The organism is Streptomyces sp. CC53 (assembly GCF_001865245.1).
Taxonomy (GTDB): domain Bacteria; phylum Actinomycetota; class Actinomycetes; order Streptomycetales; family Streptomycetaceae; genus Streptomyces.
Map to the genome: position 1 here is coordinate 15,909 of NZ_MKXB01000107.1, position 26,363 is coordinate 42,271.

At 71.7% G+C, this 26,363-nt stretch carries 19 protein-coding genes and 1 pseudogene; 4 read left to right on the plus strand and 16 right to left on the minus strand.

Going from position 1 to position 26,363, the window contains the following annotated elements:
• The first annotated feature begins 25 nt into the window (after positions 1–25).
• Both BJP40_RS10575 and BJP40_RS10580 read left to right on the plus strand, forming a co-directional pair.
• Positions 26–265, plus strand: a complete 240-nt coding sequence (locus BJP40_RS10575; RefSeq protein ID WP_071280151.1) for a hypothetical protein — start codon at positions 26–28, stop codon at positions 263–265.
• A 330-nt stretch (positions 266–595) separates the two neighbouring features.
• A complete protein-coding gene (locus BJP40_RS10580) occupies positions 596–1,438 on the plus strand; it encodes an alpha/beta fold hydrolase (RefSeq protein ID WP_071280152.1) in 843 nt (280 codons plus the stop codon).
• A gap of 200 nt (positions 1,439–1,638) precedes the next feature.
• On the opposite strand, the gene BJP40_RS10585 is transcribed toward BJP40_RS10580, so the two are convergent.
• The 16 genes from BJP40_RS10585 to BJP40_RS10660 all read right to left on the minus strand — a co-directional run bounded on the left by BJP40_RS10585 (position 1,639) and on the right by BJP40_RS10660 (position 24,769).
• Positions 1,639–3,801 carry a hypothetical protein gene (locus BJP40_RS10585; protein ID WP_177204352.1) on the minus strand — a complete coding sequence of 721 codons (2,163 nt, stop codon included), beginning with the start codon at positions 3,799–3,801 and terminating at the stop codon, positions 1,639–1,641.
• A gap of 142 nt (positions 3,802–3,943) precedes the next feature.
• Positions 3,944–4,303 (minus strand): DUF6113 family protein, encoded by a 360-nt coding sequence (locus tag BJP40_RS10590; RefSeq protein WP_071280153.1) that lies wholly within the window; start codon positions 4,301–4,303, stop codon positions 3,944–3,946.
• Positions 4,300–5,196 (minus strand): N-acetyl-1-D-myo-inositol-2-amino-2-deoxy-alpha-D-glucopyranoside deacetylase, encoded by an 897-nt coding sequence (gene mshB, locus BJP40_RS10595; RefSeq protein ID WP_071280154.1) that lies wholly within the window; start codon positions 5,194–5,196, stop codon positions 4,300–4,302. The genes BJP40_RS10590 and mshB overlap by 4 nt, the downstream gene beginning before the upstream one ends.
• A gap of 77 nt (positions 5,197–5,273) precedes the next feature.
• Positions 5,274–5,468 carry a hypothetical protein gene (locus BJP40_RS10600; protein ID WP_071266328.1) on the minus strand — a complete coding sequence of 65 codons (195 nt, stop codon included), beginning with the start codon at positions 5,466–5,468 and terminating at the stop codon, positions 5,274–5,276.
• 580 nt (positions 5,469–6,048) lie between these two features.
• A complete protein-coding gene (locus BJP40_RS10605; protein ID WP_071280155.1) occupies positions 6,049–7,095 on the minus strand; it encodes an ABC transporter ATP-binding protein in 1,047 nt (348 codons plus the stop codon).
• The gene (locus BJP40_RS10610; protein ID WP_071280156.1) at positions 7,082–8,077 is read right to left on the minus strand and encodes an ABC transporter ATP-binding protein; all 996 of its coding nucleotides are present in this window, start codon (positions 8,075–8,077) and stop codon (positions 7,082–7,084) included. Before BJP40_RS10610 ends, BJP40_RS10605 begins: the two co-directional genes overlap by 14 nt.
• Positions 8,078–8,083: 6 nt before the next feature.
• Positions 8,084–9,019, minus strand: coding sequence for an ABC transporter permease (locus BJP40_RS10615; protein WP_226962879.1), 936 nt, complete (start codon positions 9,017–9,019; stop codon positions 8,084–8,086).
• 1,006 nt (positions 9,020–10,025) lie between these two features.
• Positions 10,026–10,949 carry an ABC transporter permease gene (locus tag BJP40_RS10620; RefSeq protein WP_071280157.1) on the minus strand — a complete coding sequence of 308 codons (924 nt, stop codon included), beginning with the start codon at positions 10,947–10,949 and terminating at the stop codon, positions 10,026–10,028.
• Between the two features lie 13 nt (positions 10,950–10,962).
• The gene (locus BJP40_RS10625; protein ID WP_071280158.1) at positions 10,963–12,582 is read right to left on the minus strand and encodes an ABC transporter substrate-binding protein; all 1,620 of its coding nucleotides are present in this window, start codon (positions 12,580–12,582) and stop codon (positions 10,963–10,965) included.
• Between the two features lie 257 nt (positions 12,583–12,839).
• Positions 12,840–13,913, minus strand: coding sequence for an ABC transporter ATP-binding protein (locus BJP40_RS10630; protein ID WP_071280159.1), 1,074 nt, complete (start codon positions 13,911–13,913; stop codon positions 12,840–12,842).
• Complete coding sequence (locus tag BJP40_RS10635) at positions 13,906–14,961, minus strand: ABC transporter ATP-binding protein (protein WP_071280160.1); 1,056 nt, start codon at positions 14,959–14,961, stop codon at positions 13,906–13,908. Before BJP40_RS10635 ends, BJP40_RS10630 begins: the two co-directional genes overlap by 8 nt.
• A gap of 51 nt (positions 14,962–15,012) precedes the next feature.
• Positions 15,013–15,939, minus strand: coding sequence for an ABC transporter permease (locus BJP40_RS10640; protein ID WP_079171067.1), 927 nt, complete (start codon positions 15,937–15,939; stop codon positions 15,013–15,015).
• Between the two features lie 28 nt (positions 15,940–15,967).
• A complete protein-coding gene (locus BJP40_RS10645; protein ID WP_071280161.1) occupies positions 15,968–16,894 on the minus strand; it encodes an ABC transporter permease in 927 nt (308 codons plus the stop codon).
• A 204-nt stretch (positions 16,895–17,098) separates the two neighbouring features.
• Entirely contained in the window at positions 17,099–18,760 is a 1,662-nt protein-coding gene (locus BJP40_RS10650; RefSeq protein WP_071280162.1) for an ABC transporter substrate-binding protein, read from the minus strand.
• Between the two features lie 1,204 nt (positions 18,761–19,964).
• Positions 19,965–21,872 (minus strand): translational GTPase TypA, encoded by a 1,908-nt coding sequence (typA, locus tag BJP40_RS10655; protein WP_071280163.1) that lies wholly within the window; start codon positions 21,870–21,872, stop codon positions 19,965–19,967.
• 290 nt (positions 21,873–22,162) lie between these two features.
• A complete protein-coding gene (locus BJP40_RS10660; protein ID WP_071280164.1) occupies positions 22,163–24,769 on the minus strand; it encodes an ABC transporter family substrate-binding protein in 2,607 nt (868 codons plus the stop codon).
• Positions 24,770–25,074: 305 nt separating this feature from the next.
• Between BJP40_RS10660 and BJP40_RS10665 the strand changes: the two genes are divergently transcribed.
• Positions 25,075–25,314 (plus strand): hypothetical protein, encoded by a 240-nt coding sequence (locus tag BJP40_RS10665; protein WP_071280165.1) that lies wholly within the window; start codon positions 25,075–25,077, stop codon positions 25,312–25,314.
• Between the two features lie 386 nt (positions 25,315–25,700).
• Positions 25,701–26,363, plus strand: a pseudogene (locus BJP40_RS10670) (TPM domain-containing protein); the annotation flags it as partial.

Consider the following 26,363-nt stretch of genomic DNA (forward strand, 5'->3'; position numbering starts at 1 on the left):
CACACAGAGCGAAAGGCCGCAGATCATGGACATCCCCTTCCCGCCCGGCGCGTACGTCGCCCACACCGGTACCGACGTCTACGGGCCCGGCAAGGTGCTCGGCGTCGACGACCTCGGCGGGGCGGGCGACTGGCGGCGCGTGCGGTTCGTGCACTTCGTCGCCAGCGTCCACGTGCGGGATCTGCGCGCCGCCAGGACGGCGGAGGCGGCCGAGATCCAGTTCTGGCTGGACACCAAGCGCAAGCAGTACGGCGGCCGCTGGTGAGCCGAACGCTCCCGTGGTCGCGTGACAGGCGGCAGGAAGGGTGCGGCTTCGCCGGGGGGCCGCGCCCCACAGCTTCAGAGTGAGCCGGCCACCCGGGCACAGACGACCACGAGCAGGACGAACCGGACCAGGCACAGGGCCCACGCCGTCCTCCATCTGCGGGCGACCACGGCTGCCGCAGATCGATAGTGGTTCTGGTCTGTCGGCGAGGCGTCGAGCCGGTGCGGTGATCAAGGGGGGTGAGCGAGCGGGCGATGAGTTTCCCCGACGGCGGGAGTCCTCCTTCCGTCCCCGCGACCGCGGACGACCACCCAGGGAAGGACGACCGCCATGACCACCCACCGCACCCTCACCGTCCCGGGCGCACGCCTGTACTACGAAGTCCGCGGCGCGGGACCGCTGTTGCTTGTCATGGGAGCGCCGATGGCCGCGCAGGAGTTCGCACCGCTGGCTGATGCGCTCGCGAGCGACCACACCGTCGTCACTCACGACCCGCGGGGCATCTCGGGCAGCGTCCTCGACGACCCTGAGCAGGACTCCACGCCCGAACTGCGGGCGGATGACGTTGCCGCTCTCCTGGACGCCCTCGGAGCCGAGTCAGCGGATGTGTTCGGCAGCAGCGGTGGCGCAGTGACAGGGCTCGCGTTGGCCGCGCGGCATCCTGGGCGGGTACGCACGCTTGTCGCGCATGAGCCTCCCCTGCTGGAGCTGCTCCCCGATGTCGCTGAGCAGCGCGCCGCAACCGACGACATCATCGAGACCTTCCACCGGGAAGGGGTAGGGGCGGCGTGGGTGAAGTTCATGGCCAACGCCGGATTCGACGTCGGTGACGGCGCGGACGGTGCCCCCACTCCGCCGCCGGGGGAGCCCTCGGAGCAGGACCTGGCCAACAGCGCCCGCTTCTTCGCCCATGAGCTGCGGGGCACCACCCGCTACGTGCCCGACATCCCCGCGCTGACGGGCGGACCGACCCGTCTCGTCGTCGGCGTCGGCGCCGCCTCGGCCGGCCTTCTCACGTACCCGACCTCCACGGCACTGGCCGAACTGCTCGGCACAGCGCCGGTCGAGTTCCCCGGTGACCACGGCGGCTTCCTCGGGCAGCCCAAGGAGTTCGCTGAGACGCTGAGGCAGGTGCTGAGGGACGAGGGAGCGAACGGGCCGTTCACTCGCTAGTACTCCGCACAGTCCGAGTGCGGCATCTGCGGATCGTGATCCCGCCGGCGGGGTCCGGTGCGGCCACCGTTGATCATCGTGAGTTGTGCGGACTGACGATGAGACGGTGGCCGCAGATCACAGCATGACCAGAAGCACCGATGGGCACGCCCTTCGGGCGTGCCCATCGGTGTCCGTCGCCGGTCGCTCTGCCGCCCGCGTCAGCCCTGCGGGTCGAGTTCGATGGTGACCGTGCGCTCCGCGGGCGTCTTGCCGAGGAGCGCCTTCTGCATGGCGCTGGCGACGTCGTCGGCGGAGAGCTGGTGCTTCTCGCCGTCGCCCTTGGTGATCTCGATGCCGTCGAAGACGCCGTCCAGGAGGCGGTCGATCGCCTTCTTGTCGTACACCTCCACCAGGCGGCCGTCGATGGGCTTCATCGACAGGATCTGCGGCAGGGAGCGCTGCGGGCCGAACTGGATCTGCTTGCCGCCTGCCCTGATGGTGATCAGGTCGGACATGGCGGGCTTGGCGAACTCCTTCATCGCCCGGTCCAGTTCCGCCTGGGTGATCGTCGGCTCCTGGGACGCGACCGGAAGTTCGACCGTGTTCGTCCGGCCGGTCTCGACCTGGGCGCGGTAGGCGTCCCGTACGGAGATCATGGACCGCTGGACGTCCAGGGCCTTGCCCGGCTTGCCCGGTACGGCGGTGACCTTGCCGGGTTCGAAGGTGATGGTGCCCTCCACCACGGTGCCGGCGCCCCCCGCGAGGTCGCGCAGGGCGACGGCGAGCTTCTCCTCGTCGACCGGGATGACCGGCTGGGCCACGCGCTCCTGGCCGAACAGCGAGCCGATCACGGACACCGGGTTGTAGTCGCTGCCCGCGGCGCCGCGGACGGTGGCCTGGGTGTCCAGGGTCAGGCCCGCCTTGTCGGGGGCGAGGCTCTGCTGCTCGCCGCTGACACTGATCTCCAGCGGGCGGGTCGCACGCGGGCCGAGGGCGGCGTCGAGCTTCTGAACGGCCTCTTCCTTGGTGCCGCCGCCGATGTCCACGCCGAGGACCACGGTGCCCTTGGGCACGTCCGAGTGGTTGAGCAGCAGGCCCGCGCCGTAGGCGACGCCGACCAGGCCGAAGAGGCCCGCGGCGGCGACGACCAGTTTGGACCGGCCCTTCTTCCTGGGCGCGGCCGACGGTGTCTGCGGGGCCCGGGTCTCCGGGACGGGCGTCGGCCGGGGCGCCGGCGGGGCGGGCTCGTCCAGGGCGGGCGGGTAGGCGCCGAGGCCGGACGGCGGGCCCTGATGGTGCTGCTGGTCCTGCGTCACCTGTGCGGGCCCGGACAGGGGGAACGGCGCGCCGGGGCGCGCCTGCGGCTCCTGCGGGATCACCGGGATGCCGGTCGTCAGGGTGTCGCCGGACACCTGCGGCGGCGGCCCGGGGCGCGGGTCCTGCGGGGCGAGGAGCGCCGTGTCGTCCCCCGGGTGCGGGGGCCCCGCCAGCGGGTCGCCCACCGGGGCCGCCGAGCCGAGGGGGCCCGCGCCGAGGGGCCCTGCACCATAGGGGTCGGGACCCAGCGGGCCTGCGCCCAGCGGGTCGGGGGTCGGGTCGACGGGCGGCACGGGGGTCGTGCCCAGGGCGGGGCCGGTGGTCGGGCCCGACGGGGTGTCGGGACCGTCGGAGAAGTACGGCATGCCCGGCGCGGCCGCCCGCTGTCCCTGGGCGTCCTCGGCCTGAGGGAGGTCGCCGGTCCGCGGGCCGCCGCCGTACGGGTCGGCGTCGCGGGCGCCACCGAACCCGCCGGCCTGCGCGGCGGCGGCGCCGTAGGGGGCGGGCTCCTGCACGCCGCCGGCCGGGTAAGCGCCCCCGGCGGGCGTCGGGCCGGCCGGGGCGGCCTGGTCGGCGGGGCCTCCGGGGCCGCCCGACTGCGGCGGGGCCGGCGGGGGCTTGCGCGGCGCGAACCAGTCGCTGGTCGCCTTCTCGCGGGGTTGCGGCGCGGGCTCCTCGGCCTGTGGCCGCGGCGTCGCGCCCGTGCGCTCGGCGGGGCTCTCGGGCTGCGGTTCGCGGGCAGCGGGGCCCGCGGCCGGGGGGCCGGGCTGCGGGTGCTCGCCGTCTTCGTCCGCGTCGGTCCTGGCCGCCGGCTTGTCGCCGTCGCCGACCGGCTTGCGGACCACGACCGGCGGGATCGGCCGCGACCCGGGGATGTTGATCCGGATCCGCGTCGTCAGCGTCGTCTCGGTCTTCGGCTGCTCCGGCTCGGCCGCGGTGGCGCCGGAGCCCTCCGGCGCCTCCTCTGACGGGTGGCCGGATCCGTACGGCTGCGTGCCCGAGGGGTAGGCGGCTCCACCGCTTCCCTGGGGCCCCGAGGGCGAAGTGTCAGTGTCACGAGTCAAAGCAGGCTCTCCCGGTTGGCTCCGCCGCCCGCTCTCACACCCGCGGGCGTCCGGCGGCGACGCACCACCATACTGGCCGCCGTCGGCGCGCCCTCCCCGGCCCGGGGGACATCAGGGTGCCCGATGCAGCAAGTTCTCCCGCTCACTTGTCAAGTGGGCGGACCGGACGCGGTTGTTGGGGGAACATCCCCAGAGTGGCGCACATCACAGCCAGGGCCATGCCGCCCAGCAGGTACACGAGGTCGGCGAGACCGCCCCAGAACAACTTGTCCCCCTCGCCACGGCCCAGGCTCAGCAGGACGACGGCGACCAGCCAGCCCGCCCCGGTGCTGATGACGCCCGCCTGGCCGCCGGCGGCGCGCAGCCCGCCGTAGAACAGGGCCGTGGTCGCGGTGAGGGCCAGCAGCAGGCCACCCGGGAACCAACCGCCCTGGACGAGGGCACCCGCGGTCGCGACCAGCACGCCCAGCAGGGCCAGCCCGGCGTGGAGGAGCGCCTTCACGGGGCCGTCACCCCGGCGAACAGGTCGGTCTCGCGCTCGCCTTCCGGAGCACCGGAGGTGCCGCGGGCCAGCTCGTAGTACTCGTCGGCGAAGATGGGCTGCCCCAGGTCGTTCGAGAGGGCGAAGAACGCCCCCTGCACGGCGACCTGCGTGGCGTGTGCCCGCATGGCCGCCGTCTTGCGGTCGACGTACGCCGCACCGTCGATGCACGCGGTGACGTGCGTGTCGTCGACGACGCCCGGGATGTCCTCGATGGCCGCGGTGCCCGGGAACGTCACGTCGGTGGCGGCGCGCAGGGCCGCGAAGCCGTCCTCGGCGACCGAGCGGGGGACGCGGTTCCAGTAGATCTTGTCGATGGTGTGGGCGGCACCCAGGTCGGGCCGGTAGTCCGGGTCGGCGGCCGCGTCGGCGGCCCACATGGCGACCCGGGGGGCCGGGATGTGGTCGGGGTGGCCGTACCCGCCGTTCGGGTCGTACGTCACCAGCACCTGGGGGCGGACCTCGCGGATCACCTCGACGAGGTGCGGCCCGGGTTCGTCCGTCACGCAGGTGTTCCAGAAGGCACCGGGGCGGCGGTTCTGCGGGGCGCCCATCATGCCGGAGTCGCGGAACCGGCCGGGGCCGCCGAGGAAGCGGTGGTCGGTGACGCCCAGCTCCTTCATGGCCGCGGCGAGTTCGCCGACGCGGTACGGGCCGAGCCGGTCCTCCCGGTCCGGTGCCAGGTGGGCGAGGGCGGGCGGGATGACCTCGCCCTCCTCGCCCCGGGTGCAGGTCACCAGGGTGACCTGGGCGCCCTCGGCCGCGTACTTGGCCATGGTGGCGCCGTTGTTGATGGACTCGTCGTCGGGGTGCGCGTGCACCAGGAGGAGACGACGGGCTGGCAGATCCGTCATACGGACACCCTACGAGTCCTCCCGCCCGTGTGCCCCGGAAGCCCGGTGACCGCCCGGCGGTCCGGGTGCGGGGCCGCTCAGAACTTGAGGTTGCCGATCATGCTCGCCACGCTCGTGGTCAGCTGGCTGACGGTGGGCGCGATGGACGAGCTGGCGATGTAGAAGCCGAGCAGCGCGCAGACCACCGCGTGACCGGCCTTCAGGCCCGATTTCTTGATCAGCAAGAAGACGATGATCGCCAGCAGCACCACCGCCGAAATCTCCAGTGCCACGGCGGTTCACCTCCAGAGACGTTCGGTCGGGAACGGGCAGCGTGCACGTGCCGGGAACTTCCTACCCACCTTGCGCTACGGATCATAACTTTGCGATGCCGCTCCGTGTCCGGTGCACGGCAGCACTGGGGGCGCACAACGCCGGTTTCGGTCACATGATCGCGACTGCGCCGACGCTCTCCACCCGGTCCCAGGTGGCTGGAATCCATGCCCGAGAGGTCCGCCGGGGCAGCCTGCCGCAGGCGCGTCCGCAGGTCGGACGGTTGCGCGGCCGGATCCCGTCCTGCGGGGGCTCACAGGGCAGTTGGGCGGCCGTGGCGGAGGACGGAAGGGCGGGACCGCGGCACGGAACAGGTCTGCGCGCGTCACGAGCCCCCACACGGGAAGTTGGCCGAATCTGTATGTGATGGTGTCCACATGGCGACCGGCCGGGGCGACATGGCAACGCCCCGGCCGGTCCACGGCACCCGCACGGCCGTACGCAGTACAGACTCCCGTGTCCGTATATCGGAACGGAGTCGGCGGGGTGTCACCGCTGTTAACACGGGCCGCCCCCGGTGGCCCTCGGGGCGGCCGCCGGTCAACCGGCCTCCGGCACCACGTGCTTCTCCTCGGCGTAGTGGCAGGCCGAGGCGTGCCGGGCACCGGTGTCGGCGTCCCGGAACCACGGCGGCACGTCGAGCGGCGGCAGCTCCAGGGCGCACCGCTCGCGCGCCTTCCAGCAGCGGGTGCGGAAGCGGCAGCCGGACGGCGGATTCGCCGGGGACGGCACGTCTCCGGCGAGGAGGATCCGCTCCCGGTGCTCGCGCGCCTCCGGGTCGGGCACCGGCACGGCGGACAGCAGGGCCTGGGTGTAGGGGTGCGTGGGGTGCTCGTAGATCTCGGCGTCGGTGCCGGTCTCCACGATGCGGCCGAGGTACATGACGCCGACGCGGTCGGAGATGTGCCGGACGATCGACAGGTCGTGGGCGATGAAGACGTACGACAGGCCGAACTCCGCCTGGAGGCCTTCCAGCAGGTTCACGACCTGGGCCTGCACGGACACGTCGAGGGCGGAGACCGGCTCGTCGGCGACGATGATCCGGGGCCGCAGGGCGAGGCCGCGGGCGATGCCGATGCGCTGGCGCTGGCCTCCGGAGAACTGGTGCGGGTAGCGGTTGACGTGCTCGGGACTGAGGCCGACGACCTCCAGCAGCTCCTGCACCTTGCGGCGGCGGTCGCCCTTCGGCGCGACCTCGGGGTGGATCTCGTACGGCTCGCCGATGATGTCGCCGACGGTCATGCGCGGGTTGAGCGAGGTGTACGGGTCCTGGAACACCATCTGGATGTCGCGGCGCACCGCCTTCAGGGCGCGGCCGGACAGCCGGGTGATGTCCTCGCCCTGGTAGCGGATGTGCCCGGAGGTGGGGCGTTCCAGGTTCACCAGCATGCGGGCGACGGTGGACTTGCCGCAGCCGGACTCCCCGACGATGCCGAGGGTCTCGCCCTTGTACAGGTCGAAGGAGACGCCGTCGACCGCCTTCACTGCGCCGATGTGCTTCTTGAACAGCACGCCGCGGGTGAGCGGGTAGTGCTTGACCAGGTCCCGTACTTCGAGGAGGGGTTCGCGGGCGTCAGCGGCGGCCATCGACGGGCTCCTTGTCGAGCGTCTCGCGCCAGAAGTGGCAGGCGCTGCTGCGGGTCTCCGACACCTCGTACAGGGGCGGGACGTCGGTGCGGCAGACGTCGCGGGCGCGCGGGCAGCGGGGGTGGAAGGCGCAGCCGGGCGGGATGGCCATCAGGTTGGGCGGCAGGCCCTTGATGGCGTACAGCTCGCGGCCCTTCTGGTCGAGGCGCGGGATGGAGTCCAGCAGGCCCTGCGTGTAGGGGTGGGCGGGCGCCTTGTAGATGTCGTGGACGGGGGCGGTCTCGACGATCCGGCCGGCGTACATGACGGCGATGCGGTCGGCGACGTCGGCGACGACGCCGAGGTCGTGGGTGATGAGGATGAGGCCCATGCGCAGCTCGCGCTGGAGCTCGGCGAGCAGCTCCATGACCTGGGCCTGGACGGTCACGTCGAGGGCGGTGGTGGGCTCGTCGGCGATGATCAGGTCGGGCTCCAGGGCCATCGCCATGGCGATCATGATGCGTTGGCGCATGCCGCCGCTGAACTGGTGCGGGTACTGCCCGACGCGTTCGCGTGCGGCGGGGATGCGGACGCGGTCCATGAGCTCGACGGCCTTCTCCCGGGCGTCCTTCTTCGACATGCCCCGGTGGACGACGTACATCTCCCCCAGCTGGTCACCCACGGTCAGCACGGGGTTCAGCGCGGACAGCGCGTCCTGGAAGATCATCGCCATGCCGGCGCCGCGGACCTTGCGCCGCTCGTCCTCCTTGGCCTGGAGCAGGTCGCGGCCCTGGAAGAGGATCTCGCCGCGGGTGATCCGGCCGGGCGGCATGTCGAGGATGCCCATGACGGCCTGGGCGGTGACGGACTTCCCGGAGCCGGACTCGCCGAGGACGGCGAGGGTCTCGCCCTCGTCGACGGCGTAGCTGACGCCGTTCACGGCCCTGGCGACGCCGTCGCGGGTGTGGAACTCCACGTGCAGGTCGCGGACTTCGAGCAGCACGGCGGCTCACCTCAGCTTCGGGTCGAGGGCGTCGCGGACGGCGTCGCCGAGCATGATGAACGCGAGCACGGTGATGCTGAGGGCGCCGGCGGGCCACAGCAGCATGTGGGGGGCGTTGCGGATCTGCGGGGCGGCGTTGGAGATGTCGATGCCCCAGGAGACGGTCGGCGGGCGCAGGCCCACGCCGAGGAACGACAGGGTGGCTTCCAGGGCGATATAGGTGCCGAGGGCGATGGTCGCGACGACGATGACGGGCGCGACGGCGTTGGGCGCGACGTGCCGCAGCAGGATCCGGGCGGGGCTCGCGCCCAGCGAGCGGGCGGCCTGCACGTAGTCGTGCTGCTTGCTGGTGATGACGGAGCCGCGGGCGATGCGGGCGAGCTGCGGCCAGCCCAGCAGCACGATGAAGCCGACCACCGGCCACACCGTGGTGCTGGTCACCACGGAGAGGAACACCAGTCCGCCCAGCACCACGGGGATGCCGAAGAAGATGTCGGCGGTGCGGGACAGCAGGGCGTCGGACCAGCCGCCGAAGAACCCGGCGAGCCCGCCGAGGAGGCTGCCGAGGAGGGCGGCGCCGAGGGTGGCGGTGATGCCGACGGTGATGGAGGCGCGCGCACCGTGCACGGTTCGGGCGTACACGTCGCACCCCTGGGTGTCGAAGCCGAAGGGGTGGCCCGGCTCGGCGCCCTGCTGCGACTTGGACAGGTCGCAGCGGAGGGGGTCGGTGCTGGTGAGGAGCTGCGGCCAGATCGCGATGAGCACCAGGAAGACGATGAGGAGCGCCGAGACGAGGAAGACGGGGTTGCGGCGCAACTGGTGCCAGGCGTCGGTCCACAGGCTGCGGGGTCTGCCGCCGGGCCCGGGGGCCGCGCCGTCGGTGGTGGTGGGCTCGGTCTCCCTCTTGTCGAGGGTCTCCGCTTCGCTCATGGCAAGGTCCATGGCGCCGCCGGCGCCGGTGGGGGCGATGGCTTCGCGCGGGTCGTCGTACGGGGCGTAGGGGCTGTGCGGGTTGCCGGGGGCGCCGATGCCGCCCGGGTCCTTCGGGTCGGCCGGGTCGTGGGGATGGTCCTCCGGCGGCCGGTCGTGGCCCTGCGGTTCGGGGCTGGTCGGGCCGGCGTGCGGCTCGTCCGCACGGTGGGAGCGGGAGACGCGGCCGCCGCGGTGCGGCCGGTGGGCGTGGCCCGGGGCCTCGTCGGACGGGCCGGGTGCCCCGTCGTCCGGGGACCGCGGCTGCCGCGGGGACCCGGCGTCGGCGGCCTGCGGGGCGGGCACCCCGCCCTCCGGGGCCGCCGGGCCCGGGGACCGGCTGTCGGGGTCCTGCGGGTCCGGGGACGGGCGGTCGGGGTCCTGCGGGTCCGGGGACGGGCGGTCGGGGTCCTGCGGGTCCGGGGGCCGGCGGTCAGGGTCCGGCGTCTGGCGGTCAGGGTCCTGCGGGCCCGGGGGCCGGCGGTCAGGGTCCGGCGTCTGGCGGTCAGGGTCCTGCGGGCCCGAGGACGGGCGGTCGGGGTCCTGCGCGCCCGGGGGCCGGCGGTCGGGGTCCTGCGGGCCCGGAGGCCGGCGGTCAGGGTCCGGCATCTGGCGGTCAGGGTCCTGCGGGCCCGAGGACGGGCGGTCAGGGTCCTGCGGGTCCGGGGGCCGGCGGTCAGGGTCCTGCGGGCCCGGCGACTGGCGGTCAGGGTCCTGCGCGTCCGGAGGCCGGCGGTCGGGGTCCTGCGGGCCCGGAGGCCGACGGTCGGGGTCCGGCATCTGGCGGTCGGGGTCCTGCGGGCCCGGAGGCCGACGGTCGGGGTCCGGCATCTGGCGGTCAGGGTCCTGCGGGCCCGAGGACGGGCGGTCAGGGTCCTGCGGGTCCGGGGGCCGGCGGTCGGGGTCCTGCGGGCCCGGAGGCCGGCGGTCAGGGTCCGGCGACTGGCGGTCAGGTTCCTGCGGGTCCGGGGTCTGCGGGTCAGGCATAGCGGATCCTCGGGTCCAGGACCGCGTACAGCAGGTCGACGAGCAGGTTCGCCAGCAGGAAGACGATCACGAGGATCGTCACGAAGCCGACGACGGTGGGTGAGTTGTTGCGCAGGATGCCCTGGTAGAGCTGGTAGCCGACGCCGTGGATGTTGAAGATCCGTTCCGTGACGATGGCCCCGCCCATGAGCGCGCCCACATCGGCGCCGATGAAGGTGATGACGGGGATGAGGGAGTTGCGCAGCAGGTGGCGGGTGATGATCCGGCGGCGCGGCAGTCCCTTGGCCACGGCGGTGCGGACGTAGTCGGCGCGGACGTTCTCCGCGATGGAGGTCCGGCTGAGCCGGGTGACGTACGCGAGGGACACCAGCGCCAGCACGACGCCGGGCAGGATCAGCTCGTCGAAGGGGGCGTCGGGCGACACCGAGGGCCGCACCCAGCCCCACTTCACGCCCAGCAGGTACTGGAGCAGGTAGCCGGAGACGAAGGTGGGGACGGAGATCACGACCAGGGTGAGGATCAGCAGCCCCGTGTCGAGCGGGCGGCCCCGCTTGAGGCCGCTGACGACGCCGAGCGTGATCCCGACGACGATCTCGATCACGATGGCGACGATCGTCAGGCGCAGCGTGACGGGGAAGGCGCTCGCCATGAGCTCCAGGACCGGCTGCCCGTTGAACGCGGTGCCGAAGTCGCCCTGGAAGATGGCGCCCATGTAGAGCAGGTACTGCTTCCACAGGGGCTCGTCGAGGTGGAGGTCCTCACGGATGCGCGCGGCGGTGGCGGGGTCGGGGGCCTTGTCTCCGAAGAGCGCGGCGACGGGGTCCCCCAGGGCGTACACCATGAGGAAGATGAGGAGGGTGGTCCCGATGAAGACGGGGACCATCTGGAGCAGCCGCCGGATGACGTAGCGTCCCATGGCCGGCGCCCGCTCAGCCGACCTTGATCTGGCGGTAGACCGGGACGCTGAACTGGTTGAGCTTCACATCGGAGAGGCGCTCGCTGTAGCCGGCGCTGCCGCTCTGGTACCAGAGCGGGATGGCGGGCATCTGCTCGGCGAGGACCCGCTCGGCGTCCTGGAACAGCTCGATGGCGCGGGACTGGTCGGTCGCGGCGTTGGCCTGGTCCACGAGGGAGTCGAACTGCTCGCTGGAGAACTTGCCGTTGTTGGAGGACGCCCCGGTGTAGTAGAGCGGCTGGAGGAAGTTCTGGATGAGCGGGTAGTCGGCCTGCCAGCCGGAGCGGTACGGCCCCGTCATCTTGTCGGTGGTGACCTGGTTGCGGAAGTCCGCGAAGGTGCCGACGGGGTTGACGGTGCAGACCGTGCCCTGGTCGAGGACGTTGTTGATGCTGTTGCAGACGGCGTCCATCCACTGGCGGTGGGAGCCGGTGTCCACGTTGGACGTGAGCGTCATGCGGCCGCCGGGCAGGCCGCCGCCCTCCTCGATGAGCCGCTTGGCCTCGTCGGGGTCGTACTCGCAGGCGTCGCCGCAGATGTCGGCGTAGCCGCCCTCCTCGCCGAGGGCCGGGGACGTCCAGTCCTGCGCGGGGGTGCGGGTGTTCTGGAAGATCTGCTGGGTGATCTCCTCGCGGTTGATCGCCTTGGAGATGCCGAGGCGGACCTTCTCCATGCCGGGCTTGGTCCACTCCGACCGGTAGAAGGGGAAGACGACCGTCTGGATGATCAGCGCCGGCTGGTTGATGTAGCGGTCGCCGAGGTCGTTCTCGACGTTCTTCAGCTGCTGCGCGGGCACGTCGTCGACGAGGTCGAGGTTCCCGGACAGCAGGTCCGTGTAGGCGGTGTTGTTGTCGGTGTACACCCGCAGGTCGACACCCGCGTTCTGCGCCTTGTCGGGCCCGTTGTAGCCGTCCCAGCGGCGCAGCCGCATCACGCTTCCCTTGTCGTACGACTCCACCAGGTACGGGCCGTTGCCGACGGGCTGGTTCAGCCAGGCGGCCTTGTCGTCGAAGAACGCCTGCGGCAGCGGCATGAACGCGTTGTAGCCGAGCGTGTCGGGCCAGGTGGAGAACTTGTCCTTCAGGGCGACGGTGAAGGTGCGGTCGTCCTTCACGACGAGTCCGCTCATCGTCTCGGCCCGGGGCGCACCGGACTCGGGGTGCACGTCGTCGTAGCCGACGATGTCGCTGAAGAAGGGCGCGTTGGCCTGCCGGTTCTCGACGTTCGCGGCGTAGTTCCAAGCGTCGACGAAGGACTTCGCCGTCACCTTCTCGCCGTTGCTGAAGGTCCAGCCGTCCTTGAGGGTGACGGTGAAGTTCTGCGAGTCGGTCGTCTCGATGCTCTCGGCGACCATGTTCTCGGCGGCACCGGTGTCCGGATCGTACTGCTTGAGGCCCCGGAAGATCATGTCGAGGACCTTGCCGCCCTGCACCTCGTTGGTGTTGGCGGGCTCCAGGGGGTTCTGCGGATCACCCCACGAAGAGCTCAGGACCCCCTCGCCGCTGCCGCTGCCGTTGCCTCCGCCGCAGCCGGTCGCCGCGAGGACGACGGCCACGGCGCATGCGGCCCACTTGGCGTGCCTGGCTCCGCGCATGGGATGCCTCCTGGAGGGGGACGGTCGGTGTCGACTGCGCCCCAATACACCGCGCGCGATGTGGGCCCGCACCTCGGCGGCACCCATCCGGTGACGTGTGGCCCCGCCAAACCTGCCGTACGGGTGGGCGGGGCCGGAAGGCGGTGCCCACTGCGGGCCCCGGAGGAAGAGACGGCACACAGGCCGGACCGGTCGCCGGAAAGCCCGGTGCCCGGACCTCCGCGGGGAGGTCCGGGCACCGGGTGCGGCGTGGGCGGTCAGGCCGCGTGGATCACGTCCTTCTCCTCGGCGAAGTGGCACGCCGAGGGGTGCGCCGCGAGGGAGTCCGTGTCCGCGAAGCGCTCGGGGATCGCCAGCAGCGGCGTCTCCTGCGCGCACTTGTCCTGCGCCTTCCAGCAGCGGGTGCGGAAGCGGCAGCCGGACGGCGGGTTCGCCGGCGACGGGACATCACCGGTGAGGATGATCCGTTCGCGGCCCTCGCGGGCCTCCGGGTCCGGGACGGGCACGGCCGACAGCAGCGCCTGAGTGTAGGGGTGCGTCGGGTGGTCGTAGATCTGCGCGTCCGTACCGACCTCGGCCATGCGGCCCAGGTACATCACGCCGACGCGGTCGGAGATGTGCCGGACGATCGACAGGTCGTGCGCGATGAAGATGTAGGACAGGTCGTACTCGTCCTGCAGCTTCTCCATCAGGTTGATGACCTGCGCCTGGACCGACACGTCCAGCGCGGACACCGGCTCGTCGCAGATGATGATCTCCGGGTTGAGCGCCAGGCCGCGTGCGATGCCGATGCGCTGGCGCTGACCGCCGGAGAACTGGTGCGGGTACCGGTTGATGTACTCCGGGTTCAGACCGACGACGTCCAGCAGCTCCTGGACCTTGCGGCGGCGGTCGCCCTTCGGGGCCACCTCGGGGTGGATCTCGAAGGTCTCGCCGATGATGTCGCCGACGGTCATCCGGGGGTTCAGGGACGTGTAGGGGTCCTGGAACACCATCTGGATGTTGCGGCGGACCTCCTTCAGCGCCCTTCCGGACAGCCGGGTGATGTCCTCGCCCTTGTACAGGATCTCGCCGGACGTCGGCGTCTCCAGCAGCATCAGCAGCTTGGCGACGGTCGACTTGCCGCAGCCGGACTCGCCGACGATGCCCAAGGTCTCGCCCTTGTACAGCTCGAAGTCGACCCCGTCGACGGCCTTGACCGCGCCGATCTGCTTCTTGAACAGGACGCCCTGGGTCAGGGGGAAGTGCTTGACGAGGTTGCGCACCTGGAGGATCGGCTCACCCCGGTCCTGGACGGCCACGGCCTCGTCCTTCTTGGCCAGCTCAGCCATGGATCGTCTCCTTCCAGAAGTGGCAGGCGCTCGCGCGGCCCGGCATCTCGGCGCCGTCCCGCTCGGTCACCTGGTGCAGCGCCGGCAGGTCCGTGCGGCAGATGTCCTGCGCCCGGTCGCAGCGCGGGTTGAAGGCGCAGCCGGCCGGCGCGCGCAGCAGGTTGGGCGGCAGGCCCTTGATGGCGTACAGCTCCTGGCCCTTGTGGTCCAGGCGCGGGATGGAGTCCAGCAGACCCCGGGTGTAGGGGTGCGCGGGCCGCTTGTACAGCTCGTGCACGGGCGCCTGCTCGACGATCCGGCCGGCGTACATGACGGCGATCTTGTCCGCCACGTCGGCGACGACGCCGAGGTCGTGGGTGATCAGGATCAGCGCCATGTTGAACTCGCGCTGGAGCTCCGCGAGCAGGTCCATGACCTGCGCCTGGACGGTCACGTCCAGGGCGGTGGTGGGCTCGTCCGCGATGATCAGGTCCGGGCGCAGCGCCATCGCCATGGCGATCATGATGCGCTGGCGCATACCGCCGGAGAACTGGTGCGGGTAGTCGTTGACCCGTTCCTTCGCCGCCGGGATCTTGACCAGGTCCATCAGTTCGATGGCCTTGGCCTTGGCGTCCTTCTTGGACATGCCCTCGTGGACGCGGAACATCTCGCCGAGCTGGTTGCCGACGGAGAAGACCGGGTTCAGCGAGGACAGCGCGTCCTGGAAGATCATCGCCATCTTGGCGCCGCGGAGCTTGCGCCGCTCCTCGTCGCCGAGCTTGAGGATGTCCTGGCCCTGGAACCGGATGGCTCCCTGGCTGACCTCTCCGGGCGGGCTGTCCAGGATGCCCATGATCGCCTGCGCGGTCACGGACTTGCCGGAGCCGGACTCGCCGAGCACGGCGAGGGTCTCCCCCGCGGAGACGTTGTAGTTCACGCCGTTGACGGCCTTGACCACGCCTTCGCGGGTCTTGAACTCCACGTGGAGGTTCTCCACTTCGAGCACGGGGGTGGCGCCGTCCCGCGCGGTCGACGTGCCGGTTGCGGCCGTCTTCTCGACATTCGTCATGCCGTCCTACCTTCGTCCTGCCGATTCGTGTTCGCTGCGGGCATCCGGGGCCTACCGGAGCTTCGGGTCGAGGGCGTCGCGCAGGCCGTCACCGACGAACACGAACCCGAGAACGGTCAGCACGATGGCGAGGCTGGGGAAGAGCCACAGGTGGTCCTCCACGCCGATGAAGCCGCGGCCGAGAGCGAGCATGTTGCCCCACTCCGGCACCTCCGGGGACACGCCGACGCCCAGGAAGGACAGCGAGGCCACGGCGACGACGGCGGTGCCGATGTTGAAGGCGGCGTACACCATCACGGCGGTCAGCGAGTTGGGCAGGATGTGCTTGCGGATGATGCGGCCGTTGCTCGCGCCCAGGGCGCGGGCCGCGTTGACGTAGTCCATCTCGCGTACCGAGAGGATCGAACTGCGCAGCAGCCGGGCCACGGTGGCCCAGGAGAACAGCGCCAGCGAGAGGACCACCGGCAGCACACCGCGGCCCACGACCAGGATGATGACGATGGCGCCGATGAGCAGCGGGAAGGCGAAGAAGATGTCGGCGGTACGCATGATCAGCGTGTCGACGAACTTGCCGAAGTAGCCCGCCAGGGCGCCCAGCACGATGCCGATGAAGCAGGTGAGCGCGATCGAGCTGAAGCCCACGATCATCGCGATGCGGGTGCCGGCCAGCACCCGGGAGAACAGGTCGCGGCCCAGGTCGTCGGTGCCGAACCAGTGCTCGGCGGACGGCTTCTGCAGGGGCTTCAGCAGGTCCTGGTGGTAAGGGTCGTGCGGTGTGATGTACGGCCCGAATATCGCGAGCAGGAACATCACGACCACGATGGCCAGGCCGGCGACCGCCAGCTTGTTCTGCATGAAGCGGTAGCGGATCTCGCTCCACTGCGTGATCTTGGGGATGGCCGCCTCGCCGTTGGCGGTGGTGGCGGGTTCTGCGGCGGCGCCCGCGGGCGCCGCTTCGGTCTTGGTGGTTTCCGTCATGGAACTTCCTCCGTCCTCAGGGCGCCGGTCACTCGTAGCGGATGCGCGGGTCGAGTGCCGCGTACAACAGGTCGACGATCAGGTTGAGAATCACGAAGATCGCAACGCTGTAGGTCACCACACCGATGACGACGGGGTTGTTCTGCGCCTGGATGGCCGTCACGAGGGCCAGGCCGACGCCGTCCCAGTTGTACATCGTCTCGGTGATGAGGGCACCGCCCATGAGGGCGCCGAAGGAGATGCCGAGGTAGGTCACCACGGGGATGACGGAGTTGCGCAGCACGTGCTTGAAGAGCACGGCGCGGCGCGGCAGGCCCTTGGCGACGGCGGTCTTGACGTAGTCGGCGCGCAGCACCTCGAGCATGGTGCCGCGCATCAGCCGGGCCACGAGGGCCGCGTCGAGGATGGCCAGCGTGAACGCGGGCAGGATCAGTGACTGGAGGTCCCCCTGGCTGAACAAGGGGAACCATTCCAGCTCCAGTACGAACACCTTCAGTAGGAGGAAGGCGGTGATGAAGGTCGGGAAGCCGATGATCAGCGTGGTGACGAAGGTCGTCAGCATGTCCCAGACGCTGTATCTGTACAAGGCCGCGATCAGGCCCACGACGATGCCGAGGCCGACGTCGATGATGATCGCCGCGACGGCCAGCTGAGCGGTGTTGCCGAGCTTCGGGCCGAGGATCTCGGAGACCGGGCGGCGCTGGACGTAGTCCTCGCCCATGTCGCCGGTGACGAGCCGGCCCACGTAGTTGGCGTACTGCTCGTAAATCGGCTTGTCGAGTCCGTAACGCTCGTGGAGTTCCGCGATGACCGCGGGATCACGCGCCTTGTCGCTGCCTGCCAGGGACCCCACCGGGTCGCTCGGGAAGACGAACAGACAGGCGAACAGGATCATGGTCGCGCCTATGAGGACGATGACCATCTGCCCTAGGCGTCGGGCGACATACCTTCCCATGACGTGCCTCTCTTCACGGCCGCTCCGGACGGGGGAGAGCGGCCGACCCCGCTGCCGGATTGCGGTACGGGTGTGGAGCGGCGGGCGCTGTGGAGCCCGCCGGAATCGGTGTACTTCGGCCGAAAAGCCGCGGAGTACCAGTGCCGTCCCGGCACTCCGCGGCCTTCGCTGGTGCGGTGGGTGCGCCCCACCGCCCCTACGGGGTTACTTCTTCAGCGAGATGTTCTCGAGGATCGGGTCCTCGCCGAAGTCGATGTCGTCCAGACCGTTGAACTTGTCGGTCGCCATGAGGCGGTACTGGGTCCGGTCGAACATCGGGATGAGCGCCATGTCGTCCATGGCGATCTTCTCGGCCTTCTTGTACAGCTCGATCCGCTGGGCCTCGTCCTTCAGGGCACGGGCCTGGCTCACCAGCTTGTCGAACTCGGGGTTGCTGTAGCGGACACGGTTGTCACCGATGACCTTGCCGCTCTCGTCCTTGTTGATCGAGTCGGTGTGGAGCAGCGGGTACAGGTAGTTGTCCGGCGTCGGGTAGTCGGCACCCCACGCGAAGCGGAACAGGCCCTGGGCACCCGGCGCGGTCTGCGCGTCCAGCAGCTCGGGGAAGGTCTTGCCGTCCAGCTTGACCTTCAGGCCGAGGACGTCCTCCAGCTGCTTGCCGACGGCCTGGATCCACTGCTCGTGGCCGGCGCCGGTGTTGAAGGCGAGGGTGATCGGCGTGCCCGGCTTCAGGCCCGCCTTGGCGGCGAACTCCTTGGCCTTCGCGGGGTTCTGGCCCTCGCAGGCGTCGCCGCAGAGGCCCTTCTGGTACGAGGCCGGGAGAGCCGGCGGCACGATGGCGCTGGCGGGCTTCTGGAAGCCCTGGAAGACACCGTCGGCGATGGCCTTCTGGTCGATCGCGTAGGCGATGGCCCAGCGCGCGTCCTTGGTGAGGAGGTCGCCCTTGTCGTCCGCCGGCAGGAGGTAGTTGGCGCCGTTGGTGTCCTTCTCGAACCACTTGCCCTGCGGCTCGTACTTCGCCTTGGCGGGCTTGAGGTGCGGCGTGGGGATGTGGGCGTAGTCGAACTGGCCCGCCTGGAAGCCCTGGTACTCCAGGTCCTGCGCGTTGGCGGCGTTCAGCAGGGTGATCTCGACCTTGTCGAGCTTCGCCTTCTCCAGACCGTAGTCGTCGTTGCGGACGAGGTGGATCTGCTTGTTGTGCTCCCACTTGCCGCTCATCTTGAACGGGCCGTTGCCGATGGGGGCCTCGCCGAAGCCCTTGTCGGTCAGAGCGACCTTCGGCATCGGGCTGTAGACGGTGTGGCCCGTCTTCTTGTCGAACTCGCAGTCGGCGCCGGAGAGCTTGACCTCGAGGGTGTTCGGGTCCACGGCCTTCAGGCCGGACAGGGTGTCGGCCTTGCCGCCCTGGACGTCCTTGAAGCCGTCGATGCCGGACAGGTGGTAAGCGACGTCGGAGGCGAGCTCCTTCGACGCGGCACGGCTCCAGCCGCGGATGAACGCCTCGGCGTCCACCGGCTCGCCGTTGGAGAACTTCGTGCCACCCTTGATCTTGAAGGTCCAGGTGGTGCAGTCGTCGTTGGCCACGGCCGACTCGGCGAGCTTCGCCTCCGACTTGCCGTCGGGCGTGTTCTCGAACAGACCGGCGTACAGGGCCTTGGAGACGATGATGCCGGTCGACTCGTGGGCCTTGCCCGCGTCGATCGTGTCCGGCTCCGTGCTGCCCAGGCGGAAGGTGCCACCGGACGCGGACTTGCCGCTGTCCTTGCCCTTGTCGCCACCATCGTTACCGCCGCCACTACAGGCGGTCGCGGCCATGGCGACGACGATCGCGCCCGCCACCCACTTGGCGCCCTTGGCACCGCGCATGGGTTCCTCCTCATGAGTCACTTGTCACTGAAGTGAGGGACGCACGCAGCCCACCGACACCCCTGACGGCGTTCGCGCAGTGCCCTCTGTGTGTGCTCGTGAGTCGGCGCGCTCCCCACAGCGCGTGACCCATTGACCCGAGCTCAGTGGAGCCAACTATTAAGTACGACGGGTCCGTAAACCACACTTAAAGGGTCTCGTTTTGACAACATCACCCGGCTTCGCGTGACCGAAATCCGGACAAAACGATCATAGACAGACACCCGCGAAACGGACTGTTAACACATGTTTCGGTGATCACCGTCCGGTAGACGGACGCTCGGGGTACGAAATCGGCTTGACCGTCCGTCGCCCACGGCGAAGCTCAGATGATCCTCAAAACGCTTCCCAAGCCACCGTGCCCGAAGCGAGAATGACGCCCCGACCCGTCCGACCCTCGGCCGGAGAGCCCCCCGTAGCGGGCGCTGCACCACGCGGACGAGTGCCGCTGCGGCCGGCAGCCGGGGACCCGAGCCGGTGGCCGCCGTCGCCCCTCCGCGGTCGACGCGGCCCCCGACCGCGGCAGCAGTCCGCCGCTCCCCCGCGAGCCCGTACGACCGCCGAAACGAGCGGCGCCCGACAGCGGGCGAATCCCCCCGAATCCACCCGAGGACACCCCCGTCGCCTTGCGAGGCCGCCGGGCGGGCCGCGTCGACCTGTCGGCCGCAACGCCCCGAGGAGGCTCGCGGGCGCGGGAGCCCTCGGTGACAGGCGGCGGGTGGGCCGCTGGCAGGCCAGCGGACAGCAGGCCCGAGGCGCGAGCGGGTGAAAGGTGAAAGGGGCGCAGGGGTGACGCAGCTCACCGCACGCCGCCGCAGCGTACGGCGGGGAAGTCGCCGGCAACGGCCGCCGGGTGGCGGGCCGTCGACCAGCGAGCCACAGATGCCGTGCCGACGGGCAGCAGGAAAAGGGCAGTTGAGCCGCTCACCCGGGACTGCGCGACGGCCGTTCCCGGCCGGCTACCACTGTGCCCCGCCGGCCCCCGGACCGGGCCCTACGCCACCGGGGGCACCCGTGCCGCCGCGGGCCCGCGGCCCGTACGGTGGCGGCCCCGCCGGCCGGCCGAAGCGCCGCCCTCTTGGCGCCCCCCGCGGTCCGGCCGCGGCCGGCAACGCGCAGGGCCCCCCGCCGTCCCACGGCGGGGGGGCCTATGCGTTCCGGCGGGTCAGCCGTGCTTGGCGCGGGAGGCGGCGCGGGCGCGCTCGCGCTGGTCCAGGTTGACCTTGCGGATGCGGACGGCCTCCGGGGTCACCTCGACGCACTCGTCGTCGCGGCAGAACTCCAGCGACTGCTCCAGCGACAGCTTGCGCGGCGGGACGATCGACTCGGAGACGTCGGCCGTCGAGGACCGCATGTTGGTGAGCTTCTTCTCCTTGGTGATGTTGACGTCCATGTCGTCGGAGCGGGAGTTCTCGCCGACGATCATGCCCTCGTACACCTCGGTGCCCGGCTCGACGAAGAGGACGCCGCGCTCCTGGAGGTTGGTCATCGCGAACGCGGTGACGGCGCCGGACCGGTCGGCGACCAGGGAGCCGTTGTTCCGGGTGGTCAGCTGACCGAACCACGGCTCGTGGCCCTCGTGGATGGAGTGGGCGATGCCGGTGCCGCGGGTCTGCGTCAGGAACTCCGTGCGGAAGCCGATGAGGCCGCGGGACGGGACGACGAACTCCATGCGGACCCAGCCGGAGCCGTGGTTCGACATGTTGTCCATGCGGCCCTTGCGGACGCCCATGAGCTGCGTGACCGCGCCCATGTGCTCCTCGGGCACGTCGATCGTCATGCGCTCGACCGGCTCGTAGACCTTGCCGTCGACGTCCTTGGTGACCACCTGCGGCTTGCCGATGGTCAGCTCGAAGCCTTCCCGGCGCATCGTCTCGACGAGGATGGCCAGCGCCAGCTCGCCGCGGCCCTGCACCTCCCAGGCGTCGGGGCGGTCGGTCTCCAGGACGCGGAGCGAGACGTTGCCGATGAGCTCGCGGTCCAGGCGGTCCTTCACCTGGCGGGCGGTGACCTTGCGGTCCTTGACGGCGGCCTTGGCGTCGGCCCCCTTGCCGGTGCCGCCCCGGCCGACCAGCGGCGAGGTGTTCGTACCGATCGTCATCGAGATCGCCGGCTCGTCGACCGTGATCAGCGGCAGCGCGACCGGGTTCTCCGGGTCCGCCAGCGTCTCACCGATCATGATGTCCGGGATGCCGGCGACGGCGCAGATGTCGCCCGGGCCCGCCTTCTCGGCCGGCTTGCGGGTCAGCGCCTCGGTCATCATCAGCTCGGAGATGCGGACGTTCTGCACCGAGCCGTCGCGCTTCATCCACGCGACGGTCTGACCCTTCTTCAGCTCGCCCTGCATGACGCGCAGGAGGGCGATGCGGCCGAGGAAGTTGTCGGCGTCGAGGTTGGTGACGTGGGCCTGGAGCGCGGCGTCGCCGTCGTACACGGGCGCCGGGATGTGCTCCAGGATCGTGGAGAAGAACGGCTCCAGGTTGTCGGAGTCCGCGGGGACCGTGCCGTCGTCCGGCTTGGTCAGCGAGGCGACGCCGTCGCGGCCGCAGGCGTAGACGATCGGGAACTCGATCTGGTCCTCGTCCGCGTCGAGGTCCAGGAAGAGGTCGTACGTCTCGTTGACGACCTCGTCGATGCGGGCGTCGGGGCGGTCCGTCTTGTTGATGCACAGGATGACCGGCATCCGCCGCTGGAGGGCCTTGCGGAGCACGAAGCGGGTCTGCGGGAGCGGGCCCTCGGACGCGTCCACGAGCAGCACGACGCCGTCGACCATCGACAGGCCGCGCTCGACCTCGCCGCCGAAGTCGGCGTGGCCGGGGGTGTCGATGATGTTGATGGTGATCGGGGCCCCGCCGTCCTTGGGGTGGTACTTCACCGCCGTGTTCTTGGCGAGGATCGTGATGCCCTTCTCACGCTCCAGGTCGTTCGAGTCCATGACGCGGTCGTCGACGGAGTCGAGCTGGTGGGCGGCGAAGGCTCCCGCCTGCTTCAGCATGGCGTCGACGATGGTCGTCTTGCCGTGGTCGACGTGGGCGACGATGGCGACGTTACGGATGTCGTGGCGCGTGGGCATGAGTGGCTGGCGCTTCTCTCGGATCGTGGGTGCGGCGTCTCGTTTTCCTCAGTACGCCCGCCGGGCGGATGCGCCACGGCTGTGTCCCATGGTACGGGGCGGCCGGGTGGTCGGCCTCCCGGGCGGGATCGCGCCCGCCGTCCGGACCGCCCTCCGAAGCCCCGACGGCCGCGGAACGACTGGTTCCGGAACACCGCCGTGCCCGCCGGGGGAGCCGGCGGGCACGGTGGGGAATCGGTGGGACCGGGCCGACCCCGGTCGGGGCGGCGGCCTCGGCCACGCTCCGCGCGCTACTCGGAGCTCTCCTCGGCGGCCTCGTCGGCGGCCTTCTCGCCGGTCTTGTCGCCGGTCTTGTCGGCGGCTTCGTCAGCGGCCTTCGCGGCGCTCTTCTCCGGGCTCTTCCCCGGGCTCGCCTCGGTGCTCTTGTCCGGGCTCTTCCCCGGGCTCGCCTCGGTGCTCTTCTCACCGGCCTTCTCGGCGCTCTCCTCGCCCTGCGCCCCGGCGCTCGCCCCAGGGCTCTTCTCCGGGCTCGCCCCCGGGCTCCCCTCCGGGCCCTTCTCCGGGGCGCGGAAGCCGATGTCCTCGTAGCGCGGGGTCAGGAAGCCGAAGGCGCCGGCGTTCACCACGGTCTTCCTCACCGCCACGAGCTGCGGTCGCTGGTAGAGCGGGATCGACCCGGCGGCAGCCCAGATGCGGGCGTCGGCCTGCCGCACGAGGTCCCGGGACGCCTTCTCGTCCAGCTCCGCGGCCGCCTGCTCGAAGAGCTGGTCGATGTGGTCCGTGCCGACCCGGGTGTAGTTCTGCTCCACCAGCAGGGAGCCGTCCGTCGCGGGCTCCGGCTTGGCGAAGATCGGGCGTCCGTCGGTGGCCGGGTAGGCGGTGCCGGGCCACGAGTAGAGGGCCAGGTCGTAGTCGCCGGAGGCGATGTGGTCCTTGAAGAAGCTGTCGTCGGACACCTTCACGATCTCGGTGCGGATGCCGATGCGGTCCAGCATCCCGACGATCTTGTCGCCGACGGTGCGCAGGGCCTCGGAGCCGGGGCCGGAGGGCAGGACGAAGCGGAGGCTGAGCGGCTGACCGTCCTTCCCGAGCGGGCCCGCGGCGGCCTTGTCGGGCGCGGGAGCGGGGGCCGCGGCGGTGCCCCGGGGGGCGTACGCGCCCGGGGCACCGCCCTGGGCGTCGGAGCGGTCGCCGGCGGCGCCGTCCTCCGCGGCGGCCCCGTCGGTGCCGGCGGCCGGCTTCGCGTCGGCGAGCGCTTCGGTGAGGGCGCGGGCCTGCCGCAGCAGGGCGCTGTGCACGGCCGGCGCCGGCGCGGGCGCCAGGACGTGTGTGCCGGGCGCGCTGTCCGCCCGGACCGTGCGGGCGCCGCCCTTGTCGTCGCCCACGATGTACAGGCCCTCGTCGGAGGCCCGGTCCGCCGCCCTGGCCCCGGCGGCGGGTGAGCCGCCCGACGGGGAGGGCGAGGCGGAGGCCGGGGCCTTGGAGGCTTCGGCGCCCGCCTTCGTGCCGTCCTCGGGGGTGGCGGTCGCGCGCGCCCCCGCCTTGGTCCAGCCGGCGTCGGCCAGCAGGGCCAGGGCCTCCTGCGTGTCCTGGCTGCCGAGGGCGCCGCTGCTGTCGGCGTAGGCGTCCTGCCCCGCGAGCGCCAGGTGGGAGCCGACCGGCTGCGCGGGCAGCCCCAGCGGGCCGAGCACCGTCTCGGCCAGTTCCCGGCGGTCCAGGGCGCGGGCGACGGCGCGGCGCACCCGCTCGTCGGCGAGCGGTCCGGTCTCGCCGTTCAGGGCGAGCTGGGTGTAGGCGGGCTCCAGGGTCTTGCGGACGGTGTAGCGGCGCAGTCCGGCCTGCTCGGCGGCGTACGCGGCGGCCGCCTCCTGCGCGGCCTTGCGGGCGGCGCGCTCCTCGGCGGCCTTGGCCTTGTCGGAGCCGTACGCGAGCGCCCAGGAGCGGATGGCGTCGGCGGCGGTGACCTGCGCGCCGGGCCCGTGGCTCAGGGGGCCGCCCTGGTCGGCGCCGCCCTGGCGGGCGGCCCGGGTGATGCGGTCGGCGGTGGACGGCTCGACCTCGGCGACGTCGAGGCTGCCGCCGGCGAGCGCGGCGGCGCGGTCCTTCCGGGGGACGGCGCGCAGGACCAGCGTGTCGAGCTTGGCGACCTTCCCCCACCAGCGCGGGTTGCGGTCGAGCGTGGCCGTGCCGGTCTTGGTGTCGACGGTCTTGAGGCGGAAGGGGCCCGCGGTCTGGGTGAGCTTGGTGCGGGCGCCGTCGTTGAAGGCGTCCGGCGAGCCCATCACCTCTTTCGGGTAGAGCGGGGTGAACAGCGCTTCCCAGTCGGTGTACGGCTTGCTGAAGGTGACCCGGACCTCCAGGTCGGAGGCGCCGCGTTCGATCTTCTGGATGCGCTCGTAGCCGGCGTTGCGCGCGGTCCAGTAGGCGCTGTCCTTGCCGCTCAGGGCCCGCCACTGGGCGACGAAGTCGGGGGCGCCGATCTCACGGCCGTCGCTCCACACGGCTTCCTGGTGGAGCTTGTAGAGGACGACCTGCTGGGGTTCGCGTTCGACGATCTCCGCCGACTCCAGGTAGTCCGGGTTCATCCGGGGCCGGCCGCGGTCGTCGAGGGTGAAGAGGGCCGGCAGCACGGCTCCCACGACGCGGGCCGTGGCGGCGTCGGCGTCGGCCTGGAAGGCGTTGAGGGTGGTGGGCAGGGCGTCGACGGCCCAGCGCAGGGAGCCGCCGTCGGCGGTCCGGGAACGGTCGGCGGGCGCGATGTCCACGGGTACGGCCCGGGAGCGGTTCTCCTCGTCGCCCCCCGAGCCGCAGCCGGCGAGGACGGAGACGGCGAGCACCCCGCTCGTGAGGAGCGCGGCGGTCCGGGTTGCGCGGGCGCGGGCGCGGACCTGGAACATGACGGATACCTCTTCGTCCGGGTTGAGGATCTTCAGGGGGATTCAAGGAGAAGGTGCAAAGGTCACGAATTTGGAGATGATCACACCTATTGCCCCTCTACTGAAGACGACTGCGCCGCCGCCTCCCGGGCGACACGGCGGCGCGGCCCGCGAACCCCACCCGTGCGGCCCAACGCGCCCGGAAGCCGTGCGGGCGCGAGGGCGGCAGAGTGGAACCGTGCACGCGGCTTCCCGAACCGGGACGGGCACGCGACACTTGCCCGCGCGTGCCGGCCGCCCGCACCACACGGAAGTGAGGGCAGGACATGTCGCTTCAGGACGATGTGAACGCCGTCAAGCGCTGCCTCGACGAACTGGTCCGCTCGGTCGGACAGCTCGAAAGGGACCTCGCGCGTGAGCAGGCGCCGCAGGAGAGACAGTCGCCCGCGGTCGCGCCGGGCCGCCCGGAGGCCCTGGCCGCCGCGCCCGACGCCCCGTACGGCGCGTCCGGACGGCGGGGCACGGAAGACGAGGGCACCGGCCACCGGGACCGCCGCTCTCCGTGACGCCGGCGTCAGCGCCCGGGGTCGCGCCGCAGGAGGGACCACCCGACCCGCAGCGGCCCGGACCGGCGCCGTACCGCCCGGACCGGGCGCGGGCCGGGCTGCTGCGGGATCACGAGGTGCTGCACCACGGTGTGCCCCGGAGGGGCCGCCGACGGCACGCCGATCCCGCCGAAGGGGCGCGCGGTGGACCGCTCGTACGCACCTCCCGCGCGACCGGGGGCCGGATCCCCTCGCCGCTCCTGGCGGCTCCCTGGACACCTGTGGGCCGCTCCCGTGTGCGGGCCGCGCAAGGCCCCGACGGTGCGGCCCCGGAGGGCGGTTCGGCGGGTGCTCCGGGGACCGTCGTCCGGTCGCGGGCGGCGGGGGGTCGGCTTAGCCTCGCTGGTGTGAGGCGACGACCCACCCGGGGGTTCGGGGCCCTGCCCGCCGGGGTGCTGGTGGTGGCGTGGTGGCTGTCCGGGCCCGCCGCCGCGGACGGGTACGCGCGGCAGCAGGACGACGTGGGCACGTCGGGTGCTGACCTGGTGCTCCCGCTGGCGCTGCTGGCCGCGGTGGTCGCGGTCGCGGCGTACACGTTCCTGACGCGGCGGCGGCGCGCCGCCACCCGCACCACGCCGCACGGCGGCGTCCCGGTGCCGGAGCTCGCGGAGCTGGACGGCCGGGCCCGGGCCGCGCTGGTCGCGGCGGACGACGCGGTCCGCACCGGCCGGGAGGACCTGGCCGCCGCGACGGCCCTCGCCGGAGCCGGGGCGGCGCAGCCGTTCGCGCAGGCGGTGCGGCACGCCGAGGGGGAGCTGGCGGCGGCGTTCCGGCTGAGGCAGGAGCTGGACGACGCCCGGCCGGAGGACGAGCCGGCGCGGCGGGAGATGCTGGAGGAGGTCGTCGCCCGCAGCGTGGACGCGCAGCGCCGACTGGAGGAGGCGTCCGACGTCCTCGACGCCCTCAGGAGCGCGCCGGGGTCCGCGAAGGAAGCGCTGGACGCCGCCGACGAGCGGTGCCGCGAGCTGGCCGGGCGGCTCGGCACGGCGGAGGCTGCCCTGGCCGCGCTG